The 10,876-nt window shown below is 49.5% G+C and carries 13 protein-coding genes; 11 read left to right on the top strand and 2 right to left on the bottom strand.

What is annotated here, in order from left to right:
* The 6 genes from AC5OW4_RS12230 to AC5OW4_RS12205 form a co-directional block, all read left to right on the top strand.
* The coding region (locus tag AC5OW4_RS12230; protein ID WP_493677017.1) for a hypothetical protein at window positions 1-1,297 on the top strand (1,297 nt) is incomplete at its 5' end.
* Between the two features lie 18 nt (window positions 1,298-1,315).
* Entirely contained in the window at window positions 1,316-1,633 is a 318-nt protein-coding gene (locus tag AC5OW4_RS12225) for a type IV pilus modification PilV family protein (RefSeq protein WP_072684312.1), read from the top strand.
* Window positions 1,630-2,172, top strand: coding sequence for a PilW family protein (locus AC5OW4_RS12220; protein ID WP_072684313.1), 543 nt, complete (start codon window positions 1,630-1,632; stop codon window positions 2,170-2,172). The genes AC5OW4_RS12225 and AC5OW4_RS12220 overlap by 4 nt, the downstream gene beginning before the upstream one ends.
* Before the next feature lie 10 nt (window positions 2,173-2,182).
* Window positions 2,183-3,865 (top strand): GspE/PulE family protein, encoded by a 1,683-nt coding sequence (locus AC5OW4_RS12215; protein WP_072684314.1) that lies wholly within the window; start codon window positions 2,183-2,185, stop codon window positions 3,863-3,865.
* 117 nt (window positions 3,866-3,982) lie between these two features.
* Window positions 3,983-4,381 carry a type II secretion system protein gene (locus tag AC5OW4_RS12210; RefSeq protein WP_072684315.1) on the top strand — a complete coding sequence of 133 codons (399 nt, stop codon included), beginning with the start codon at window positions 3,983-3,985 and terminating at the stop codon, window positions 4,379-4,381.
* Between the two features lie 83 nt (window positions 4,382-4,464).
* Window positions 4,465-5,544, top strand: coding sequence for a type IV pilus twitching motility protein PilT (locus tag AC5OW4_RS12205; protein WP_072684316.1), 1,080 nt, complete (start codon window positions 4,465-4,467; stop codon window positions 5,542-5,544).
* Between the two features lie 23 nt (window positions 5,545-5,567).
* Here AC5OW4_RS12205 and AC5OW4_RS12200 read toward each other — a convergent pair whose 3' ends face one another.
* Together AC5OW4_RS12200 and AC5OW4_RS12195 are read right to left on the bottom strand one after the other, a co-directional pair.
* Window positions 5,568-6,311 carry a prepilin peptidase gene (locus tag AC5OW4_RS12200; RefSeq protein WP_072684317.1) on the bottom strand — a complete coding sequence of 248 codons (744 nt, stop codon included), beginning with the start codon at window positions 6,309-6,311 and terminating at the stop codon, window positions 5,568-5,570.
* Between the two features lie 39 nt (window positions 6,312-6,350).
* Window positions 6,351-6,602 carry a kinase to dihydroxyacetone kinase gene (locus AC5OW4_RS12195; RefSeq protein ID WP_072684318.1) on the bottom strand — a complete coding sequence of 84 codons (252 nt, stop codon included), beginning with the start codon at window positions 6,600-6,602 and terminating at the stop codon, window positions 6,351-6,353.
* A gap of 174 nt (window positions 6,603-6,776) precedes the next feature.
* On the opposite strand from AC5OW4_RS12195, the gene AC5OW4_RS12190 reads away from it, so the two are divergent.
* The 5 genes from AC5OW4_RS12190 to rbr all read left to right on the top strand — a co-directional run bounded on the left by AC5OW4_RS12190 (window position 6,777) and on the right by rbr (window position 10,686).
* Window positions 6,777-7,049 (top strand): autorepressor SdpR family transcription factor, encoded by a 273-nt coding sequence (locus AC5OW4_RS12190; protein WP_006059144.1) that lies wholly within the window; start codon window positions 6,777-6,779, stop codon window positions 7,047-7,049.
* Entirely contained in the window at window positions 7,039-7,698 is a 660-nt protein-coding gene (locus tag AC5OW4_RS12185) for an SdpI family protein (protein WP_072684319.1), read from the top strand. The genes AC5OW4_RS12190 and AC5OW4_RS12185 overlap by 11 nt, the downstream gene beginning before the upstream one ends.
* 1 nt (window position 7,699) lies before the next feature.
* Window positions 7,700-8,410, top strand: coding sequence for an ABC transporter ATP-binding protein (locus tag AC5OW4_RS12180; RefSeq protein WP_072684320.1), 711 nt, complete (start codon window positions 7,700-7,702; stop codon window positions 8,408-8,410).
* The gene (locus AC5OW4_RS12175) at window positions 8,403-9,995 is read left to right on the top strand and encodes a hypothetical protein (RefSeq protein WP_072684321.1); all 1,593 of its coding nucleotides are present in this window, start codon (window positions 8,403-8,405) and stop codon (window positions 9,993-9,995) included. Before AC5OW4_RS12180 ends, AC5OW4_RS12175 begins: the two co-directional genes overlap by 8 nt.
* 151 nt (window positions 9,996-10,146) lie before the next feature.
* On the top strand, window positions 10,147-10,686 hold the full coding sequence (gene rbr, locus AC5OW4_RS12170; RefSeq protein ID WP_006059148.1) for a rubrerythrin: 540 nt from the start codon (window positions 10,147-10,149) through the stop codon (window positions 10,684-10,686).
* Window positions 10,687-10,876 lie beyond the last annotated feature (190 nt).

Genomic DNA, 10,876 nt, shown 5'->3' with positions numbered 1-10,876 from the left:
GACGCTGATCAAGGTTGTACAAAGAACTCAAGATCAGGTTGTGAGTGATTGGGCCAGCTATGGCGGCCGTGGCGAATACCGGTATGTGATTACGCTGGATCCGTTCTATGAATCGCATGAGTATTTTTTATGGGAAAAGCAGCATCTTCTCATCAGCGCGCAGTCGAAATATGAAGGAAAGACGTCCCAGATGACAGCTGTTGTGCAGGCAACAAAATACATGAATCAGTTCTTTGATCCCAACGGGATCGAAAGAGAGATTACCGGTAAGGATGGCCTGTCGAAACGCGCCGTCCTGATTAACGAATGCCGGATTCCAACGGATCATTCGGCCAGCTTCTGGATCAATGCGATTTCTGATTTGACGCTAACGCAGCAGAATGTAAACGGAAACATCAGTTCTGAAGATGAAAAACCCGATGAATTACAGAAAAATCTGGATCCGAAAGTTGTCTTAATTTACCGGAACATTAAGAATCCTGTGGTCACCGGACATATTGACGGCAATGTCGTCTTAGAACCGGCTGAATACACAAAAGCGACGATTGGCAGCGATACACCGGGAGAAGTCGTCATCGACGGCGACGTCATTTGTAAAGGCGATCTTGTGTTGAAGAATGCCACGGTGACGGGAGCGATCTATTATACCGGCAGCTTTAAATCAGAGAACGCTTCTTATACTGGAGAAATTCGGCAAATTCAATCCACAGACGCTCTTTTTGAAAAGTATCTGTTTCATCTTTCGGTAATCCCCAGAAAAATAGAAAGCATTGAAGGCTATCGTAAAGTTACTTCATCGGATGCCGAGATAGAGATTAAAATCACGGAGGATTCAGCGATATTTTATGAATTTTCAAATCCAAATCTGGAAAAATTACAGATTAAAAACGGGAAAACACTGGATATTTCGTTCGTTAATTTAGCCAAAATGCCACATCAGCTGATCGTTGAAAGCGAAAACAAATTTTATCGGCCGGTCTTTTTTATTGAAGATGAAAATCCTGTGCTCAGCGATCAGGTCTCGACGAATCTGTTGAACAGCGAAAATATTATCCTCGTTTTTACCCATCCGGTTCGAATTCAGGGTGACGTCAATGTGAGTGTTTTTGCGCCCAAGATTATTTTTGAGGCTGAAAATATCACGATGAATGGTCGGCTGCAGGCTTGTGAGTTCGAGCACAGCGAACTTGTCAGCAGCGTCAACCTGAAGGCGAGAAATAATGCGGATATTTATGAGGTATTTAAATTAGGCGGAGAGGATGCCTATTATTTTGACCTGTACTATTATCAACCATAAGGAAAGGATGGATCTGCCATGAATAAACGCGGCATGACTTTGTTGGAAATTGTGATCTCGTTAGGCATTCTGGTGATTATCGTGACTTCGCTGACGAAGGTTTTTACTTCCGGCGTATCCTTGACGATGGAATCGGACAGCCTCAGCCGCAGCGAGTTAAAAGTGCGCAAGGCGATTGCGGGTGAAAAAATTGCCGGCGTTAAAATCACGCCGCAGGACGCGTCGCTGACCTTCTCGCTGGATGGACAAAGCTATTCCATTTCCGGACAAATGAAGACGTATTCCGATGCTAAGGGGCGTGTTAACTATCGTTATTTTGAGGCGGATCCTTCATGAAGAAGCGTGGGTTTACGCTGATTGAGATGGTGTTGGTCGTCGGGTTGTTAACGACGCTGGTGATTGGCTTGACCGCGATCTTCAGGCCGATGATCGCAACCTATCAGAAAAGCGCGCTGCAGACCGATCTCAAAGACAAAGCGCAAATTCTGATCGAACAGATCAGCAAGCCGATGCAGACCGCGAAATCCCTTGTCAGTGAAAAGAAATCAATTACGGAATTTAAAGATGAATATGGCCGGAACTTTCTTGTTTACAGCATTGTCAACGGTCAGCTGCAGGTCTGGGATTTTCCAGGGGGGACGCCAAAAGCGCTGTATTCTCCAGATTTTTACAACGGTTACAAAGTGGATATCAAGCTGTCCACAGCGATAAAAGATTACGACAGCGATACGACGACAGTGAAAATCGTTCTGATCTTCAATAAGAATGGTGAAAAATATCGCGCGGAATCAGCGGTCGAATGTATGAATATTGATTATGGCCGCCAGGATTTCAGCATTGTCCTGTCAGAGGGCTATATCGCGATAGAAAGGTAGGCGCAGACAAGTGAAAAATCTTCCGATCGGCCAGCTGCTGCTGGAACAGGGTTACATTACAGAGGAACAGCTGAACAGCGCGCTGGCGCATCAGAAAGCACATCCCGGCAACCGTCTGGGCGACGTCTTAATTGAATTAGGCTATATTACGGAAGAAAAGAAGCTGAAAGCGTTGAGCGTGCGTCTGAACGTTCCGGTCTACGAAGGCTTCCAGATCAATGTCAGCAGCGATATCGTGCGGCTGATCTCCGAAGACGTTGCGAAGAAGTATCAGGTCATGCCGCTGGAAATCAAGAACAACGCCCTGCAGCTGGCGACCAGCGATCCACTTGACTTCTATGCACTGGAAGATATCAAGGCTTCCTGCGGTATTCCGGTATCTCCGGTCTTAGCTCCGAAGGAAATGATTGAGAATGCGATCCGGCGGAACTACGCGCAGGCCAATGTCAGCAGCGCGATCGACGAAATTGAGAAGGATCTGACGGAAGATCAGGACTTGGCGCTGAACGATGAGCTTTCCGAATTGACGCAGCGTGTCGATAACGCGCCGGTCGTCAAGTTTGTCAACAACATGATTCGTCAGGCTTATGAAACAGGGGCGAGCGATATTCATATCGAACCGTTTGAAATGACGACGGTGATCCGCTTCAGAACCGACGGTGTTCTGCATGAATTCACGCGAATCGCGAAGTCCGTGCATGAGGCTTTGATTACGAGAATCAAGATTATGGGGAACATGAACATTGCGGAAAAACGAATCCCGCAGGATGGTCATATTGAAAGTCAGATCGACGGCAAGAGTCTGGATATCCGTTTATCCTCACTGCCGACGGTTTATGGCGAAAAGATGGTCATCCGTCTGCTGGGTCACAGTCTGCAGCAGCTCACAACGTTAAAAGATCTTGGCTTGCAGCAGAAAGACTATGAGCTGATGGAGTCCATGATTCATCAGCCTTACGGCATTCTGTTGTTTACCGGCCCGACCGGCAGCGGCAAAACCACGACGCTGTATGCTATTTTAAATGAACTGGCAAGAGAGGAAGTCAACGTCATTACGATTGAAGACCCGGTTGAAAAACGAATGATGGGCATCAATCAGGTTCAGGTCAACGCTAAGGCCGGATTAACCTTTGCTTCAGCCCTGCGTTCCATTCTGCGGCAGGACCCGGATATCGTCATGATCGGCGAAATCCGAGATGAAGAAACCGCGGAAATCGCCGTCCGTTCAGCAATCACCGGCCACTACGTTTTATCTACCATTCATACCAATGACAGCGCCACGGCCATTGCCCGTTTGAAAGACATGAAGGTGGAACCTTACCTGCTGTCTTCTTCCGTTGTCGGGATCGTTGCCCAGCGTTTAGCCCGTCAGCTATGTCCGCATTGCAAGGAGCAGGTCATGCCTACGCCGGAACAAAGTCAGCTGCTTGGCGGCTATACCGGACCGATCTACAAACCTCATGGCTGCGCCCGCTGCAATCAGACCGGATATAAAGGACGGACGGCGTTATTTGAAATCCTTCCGCTGACCGCTGAGATCCGCGATTTGATCGTCAGCTCAAATGATACGAATAAAATTAAAGAGTCCGCTATCAAAGCTGGTATGACAACGCTGTCGGAGGAAATGGTGAAGATGATTATCAAGGGACAGACGTCGATGGAAGAAATGCTGCGGGTCATCTATACGATTTAATTCGGAATCCTAATTGGATTATTACAAAAAACTTAAATTTTTTACACGGTTATCATAACTCTTTTACAATAACCGTGATATAATGATAGTGTTCAATATGAAAGGAATATTAAAATTATGAGGAAGAGTGCAAAGAACAACAAGAAAGGTTTTACCCTGATTGAATTGATCGTCGTCGTCGCTATTTTGGTCGCTTTGATGTTGATGTTGGTGCCGAAGCTGACAGGATTTACTGATGAAGCTACAAAGACGGCGAACACAGCAAATGCTAGAGCAATCTATACGGCAATCAAAGCTACAGAAACTGCGAAATCTACGGGAATGTATGGTAAAGATGATGCAACTGTTAAAATGTGTGATGATACTGTAGAGGTATACAAAGTGTTTTGGGAAGATGCAGCACCAAAAGGGACATGTTCCTATAATCCAGCTGAAGATTATGTGAAGTATGGAACAGGTAATACTGAGGGACGTTATCCAATGCCAGAACCTGAAGCTTCTGCAGGAACAAACTAATAATTCAAATCGAGAGCGTAACCGCTCTCTTTTCTTTCTCCCCATTTCAGCGTACAATGAACAGTATAAATGAGGTGATCACGATGGATTTACAAGCTTGGATGGATCGGGGACGGGCAATGGACTGTACCGATTTACATTTGACGGTCGGCCTGCCGGTCGTGGCAAGAATGTTAGGGGAACTGACAATCATTGGGGATGAACCCTTAACGAAGGAAGACATTCACTCGATGCTGGCGACGGTCATGAACCGGATTCAGCAGGAAGAATATCAGAAAGGGGATCTGGACTTTGGATTCCAGGATGCGCATGGCTACAGCGTGCGTGTCAACGCTTATTATCAGAAAGGCAATCCATGCGCAGCGCTGCGTCTTTTGCGCAATACGATTCCTTCTTTTGATGATTTGATGATTCCGGAAGCTGTGCGCAAGCTTTCCACGCTGCCGCGGGGATTGGTGCTGGTTACGGGGCCGACCGGAAGCGGAAAGTCAACGACGATGGCCGCCATGATCAATTCGATTTCGCATGAACGCAAAGCGCATATCATTACGATTGAGGATCCGATTGAATACCGCTTTGAACATGCGTCCAGCGTTGTTCATCAGCGTGAGGTCGGCGTGGATGTTTCTTCGTTTGCGGATGCGCTGCGCAGTGCGCTGCGTGAAGATCCGGACGTTATTCTGGTCGGCGAGATGCGTGATTTTGAAACGATTCAGGCCGCGATCCGGGCAGCGGAAACGGGCCACTTGGTCATCTCCACGCTGCACACCAATTCGGCAGTCAGTACGATCGACCGCATTATCGACGTGTTTCCGGAAGCCCAGCAGGGGCAGATCCGCGTCCAGCTGGCAAGCGTGCTGAAAGGCGTCGTCACCCAGCAGCTGTTAGTCCGTCAGGATCAGCCGGGCCGGTTGGCGGCCTTTGAGATTTTACTGACCAACGATGCGATCGCATCCATGATCCGTGAAAACAAAGCGCATCAGATCAGCAGCGTCTTGCAGACAGGCCAGAAGGCCGGGATGCGGCAGATGGATTACGATCTGGCACGTTTGGTGCAGGAAGGGAAGATCTCTGAAAAAACAGCGCATGAGCGCTGTCTGAAGGAAGCTGATCTGCAGCAATACCTGTCTTACGCACCTTCGGCTTCGACGTATTACTTTTAAAAAAAGACAGCTTGCGCTGCCGTTTAGAACAAGGTGAGATAAGCCTGAATCAGAGCGTTGCCCCAAAGCACGCTGAGCGTCAGGCCGACCGCCAGAAAAGGACCAAAGGGAATTTCAGATTTCCGGTCCTTTTTTTTACAAATCATCAGATACAACGCCGCGATCGCCCCGATGAAACTGCTTAAGACAAACGCTGTTAAAACCAACGGCGCACCCAGATAAAACCCGGCGGCGCACATGATTTTTACATCGCCCCCGCCCATCGCGTTCAACCGCGACAGGATCCAGAATGGGACGCTGATGATCAGCGCGCCCAGAATCCGGCTGGGGATGGAGGCAGGTTCCAGCGCCAGGGCGATCACGGCGAGAATCAGAATGAAAACGGAAAGCCGGTCGGGGATTTCCATCGTATCCAGGTCGATCATGGCCATGACAATCAAGATCGAAAGAAAGAAACAATGCAGCACGGCGGTGAACGTAGCCCCGTAATAGAAACCACACAGCGCATACAAAATTCCAGTTAAGCTTTCGATCAGCGGATAACGCGGTGAGATCGGCGCGTGGCAATAGCGGCATTTTCCCCGCAGCCCCAGCCAGCTGAGAACCGGAATCAGATCCATCGCGGACAAGGTGTGATGACATTGCGGACAGAAGCTGCGGCCTTTCGCCGTCGACAGCCGCAGAGGTAAGCGATAGATTGCGACGTTAAGATAAGAGCCGATCACCAGTCCAAATAAAAAGAAAAACAGAACGATTAACCATTCCATAACGAGTACCTGTTCATTCACGGACGGAGCCGTCCGCGATTAACCCTGCAGCCCCTGAGACTGACGTTCCATGTTTTCAACGACGATATCATGAATCTCGCCCAGGCTGGCACAATATTCCAGCACCTTCCAAGGCGTATTGGTATGAAAGTGAATTTTGATCAATTCGTCGTAGCCGACGGCTAACAGACAATCGCCTTCGATATTCTCCGTGATGTAATCATGAATCGCATCTTCGGAAAGATGCTCGCCTTCAATTAAAAGCTGGGTGTCAAATTTAAATTCCAACATAACATTCTCCTTCGCCTGTTTTGGCGTTAATCTTATTTTACTCTGATTGGGAAGTCCGGGCAATCGTTCTGCAGAAGAAAGAAAAGAAGAAAAATAAGAATTGACAAGGATAGAAGGTACCTCTATAATACATTTAGATAATTATCTAAATGAATGGAGGAGTGAGAAGTGGGGATGCAGGAGACCTTTAAAGCTTTATCCGATCCCACACGACGTGAGATTCTGGAGCTGTTAAAGGAGAAACGGCTGACCGCGGGTGAAATCGCCTCGCATTTTCAGATGACCAACGCGACGGTATCGCATCATCTGGCAGTGCTGCGGAAGGCGGATCTGATCAGCGATGACCGTGACGGCAAGTTCATCTATTATGAATTGAACATGAGCGTGTTTTCTGAAGTGCTGGGCTGGGCCTTAGGGTTCATCAAGGAAAAAGAGAGTGGGGATTGAGTTGAAAGCGTTCTTTAATTGGAAATTGTTAATTCTTCCGGCGCTGGCAGTCGTGATCACTTTGATCGTGTGGCCTGCTTTGCCGGAGATAATCCCGACGCATTTTGACGTTCAGGGACTGGCGGACGATACAGGTCCGAAAATCATGATCTGGATTTTCCCGGCGATGTTGTTTCTGCTTCCGGCACTCATGATGATTTCGCCGATGATTGATCCGCGGCGGCGTAATTACGAGAAATTTAAAAAGTCCTACGGCGTTATCCTGGGCGTGACGGAAGTCTTTCTGTTTTTGATGTACGGCTGGATTTTAGGTCAGATCTTCGGCGTTGCGTTCATTAATGGCGAATATCTGCTGCCGGTGATGACCGGTTTGATGTTTTTGGCGCTGGGCAACGTCATGCCGAAAATCAGGCAGAACTATCTGGTCGGCGTGAAGACGATCTGGAGTTTCGACGATCCCGATAACTGGAATAAAACCCAGCGCTTCGGTGGGTATTGCTTCTGCGTGGTGGGCGTACTGCTTCTGCTGAGCTGTTTTGCGCCGCTGGCCTGGCGGACGGCGGTCATCTTGATTTTGATTTTTACCGCGGCGCTGCTGCCGATGGGTTATTCCTGGCTGTTGTTCAGGAAAAAGGAAAAGGAGAAGTAAAATGCTGGAAATAAAAGGCTTAGTGAAGCGCTATGGCGCCAAGGCGGCGGTGGATCATCTCGATCTGACGTGCGAAAACGGCGAGATCTTCGGATTCATCGGTCCCAACGGCGCAGGCAAAACAACGACAATCAAATCGGTCGTCGGGATTCTGGACTTCGACGAGGGCGAAATTTGGATCGACGGGCATTCGATCCGTCAGGAACCGCTAGTATGCAAACAGAATCTCGCATATATCCCGGATAATCCGGATCTCTACGATATCATGCGCGGAGATGAATATCTCAACTTCGTGGCCGACATCTATCAGATTGACAAAGAAACCCGGACGAAGCGGATCCGGAAATATGCGGCATTGTTTGAGCTGGAAGGGGCGTTGGCGATGCCCATCAGCAGTTATTCGCATGGCATGAAGCAGAAGCTGGCTTTGATCAGCGCATTCTTGCATGAACCAAGACTGCTGGTATTGGACGAGCCGTTTGTCGGTCTGGATCCGAAAGCTTCCTTCTTATTGAAAAAACTGATGCGCGAGCATTGCGACCGCGGTAATACGATCTTTTTCTCGACGCATGTGCTGGAAGTCGCGCAGAAGCTTTGCGATCATGTCGGGATCTTAAAAGATGGACGTCTGGCGGCGCTGGGTACGATGGAGGAAGTCACGGGCAACCAGTCGCTGGAACAGGTGTTCCTGGAGCTGGCCGATCATGAATAGAACGTTTGTCCTGATCCGGCTTTCGCTGAAGCAGCTGATCTGGCAGATGGCCCGCACCTTCGGCGGCCGGAAGAAATTCAGTTCCCTGCTGGTGCTTTTGGCGGCGGCGATGCTGATCGGATTGTCGGGCTTATACAGCTGGGCGATGATCGAAAGTGTGCCGACGGAACTGAACATGCTGATCCCGCTGTCGATGCTGAGCGCAGCGTTCGGGTTGATTCTGGTTTTTGGTTTCTATCACGCGCAAGGGTATTTATTTGACTTTCAGGATTATGATCTGTTGGCAAGCATGCCGCTGACGCGGCGTCAGATCCTGATGTCCAAACTGGTCGCTTTAGTTGCGATGATGCTGATCTACAGCGCGTTTCTGACGCTGCCGATGATGGCGCTGTTTCAGCTGCGCTATGCGATGCCCGCGACATTTCTGCTGTATGGACTGATCGGCCAGCTGTTTCTGCCGATCGTACCGATGAGTGTGGCGTGTCTGGCGGCGGTTGCCGTGCGTCTGATTTCCAGCCGTCTCAAACATCCGGTGCTGATCCGCAACGTGTTGTCGTTGGGAATGGTGATCGGCTTGATGACAGTCATGACGTTGTTTCAGGGACAGACCGGGCAGGCGCAGGACCTTGCCGCGCTGATTCAGCCGATTCAGACGTGGCTGGCTCCGGTGTACTGGCTGACGATGGCGATGATCAACGGGAATCTCTTTGCGCTGCTGAAGCTGATCGGACTTTCTTCGCTGGTTCTGATTCTGTTTCTTGTTTTGATCGCGCCGATCTGGAACGCGCTGAATCAGAAAGCGCGGACGACGCCGGTCAAAGCCGGTGGGAAGGTGAAGCTGGAGGCTTCTTCGATGAACGCGGCGCTGCTGCGCAAGGAGCTGCGGCGGTATTTCGGTTCGACATCGTTAGTGATGAACACGATGGTCGGCCCGGTGATGGTGGCGCTGTGCGCGGTGCTGCTGGTGGTGCAGAAGGATCTGATGGTTCAGGTCATGCTGGAAAGCGGCGCTGATTTCGGCGCGTTTGCCGACCCGGTTGCGATGTTGCTTTTGGCGGCATGTCTGTTCTGCGCGATGATCTGTCCCATCACGGCGACTTCGATCTCGCTGGAAGGCAAAAACTTCTGGATTGTAAGATCGCTGCCAATTCCGGCAAACCGCTATCTGGGCGCGAAGCTGGCTTTGAACCTGCTGCTTAACGTGCCGGTCAGCTGGCTGAGCATTCTGATCTTAAGTTTTGTGTATCATTTTGCGCCAGTCACAACCTTGCTTTTATTGGCACTGACCCTGTTGGCGGCGCTGTGCTCAGGTTTGTTCGGTTTGATCGTCAACCTGCACTTTCCGCGCTTTGATTATGATCGGGAAATCGTCGTGGTGAAGCAGAGTCTGAGCACGATGATCACCGTCTTTGCCGGAATGGGGTTCAGCTTTTTGATCATTGCCGCACTCTTGTTCTGGGCGCCGTTGGAGCCGGTTATGATGATGGTGGTGATTGCATTGGGAATGACAGCTCTGGCAGCGGGCATGGGCTGCTATCTGTTCTGCCGGGGCGAATCGCTGCTGCGCCGATTATCCGGCGTGTAATCCTGCCGAGATTCGAACTTTCTTCAGGCTAACTCTGGCAATTCTGGAAATCTCTGGTAAAATAGAGGATAGAGAGCAGCGCGTGTAAGCGGGCTGTCAACTCATTGCCAACTGTAAATCGGTTGGCCGCTAAAGAAAAGGAGAGATTAACATGAAAGATTTGAAAGGCACAAAGACTGAACAGAATCTGATGACCGCATTCGCCGGTGAAAGCCAGGCCCGCAACAAGTATACCTACTATGCGTCCAAGGCGAAAAAGGATGGCTACGAGCAGATCGCGGCGTTGTTTGAAGATACGGCCAATAATGAAAAAGAACATGCGAAGCTGTGGTTTAAGCTGCTGCATGGCGGAATGCCTTCGACAGTTGACAATCTGAAAGACGCGGCAGCCGGTGAAAATTACGAATGGACCGATATGTACGCGAAGATGGCGGAAGAAGCTCGCGAAGAAGGCTTTGACGCGATTGCCAAGACGATGGAAGGCGTCGCTGCGATCGAAAAGACGCATGAAGAACGGTATCTGAAGCTGTTGGCGAACATTGAAAGCGGCGAAGTTTTTGTCCGCAAAGGCGAACAGGTTTGGGAGTGCCGCAACTGCGGACATCTGCACATCGGCGAAAGCGCTCCGGAAGTCTGCCCGGTTTGTGCGCATCCGAAGAGCTACTTCATGCTGCGCCCGACCAACTATTAATTTTTGGGGTTAAAGCAAGCCATCCTCCTGTGCGGGGATGGTTTTTCTTTTCGGCTCTTTCAAAAATAGTGTTGGTGAGAGAAAAACCGAAACAAGAAAGACGCAGATGAGTTCCAGAAATGGGACTCATTTTTAATTGAGAAAACGGCAGGGAACTAAGGTGTTAGAAATAAGTAAAATGCGGGTCTTA

Source organism: Holdemania sp. (assembly GCF_986127675.1).
The sequence above is the reverse complement of the archived record's forward strand: the minus strand, read 5'-3'. Positions and strand labels throughout refer to the sequence as shown.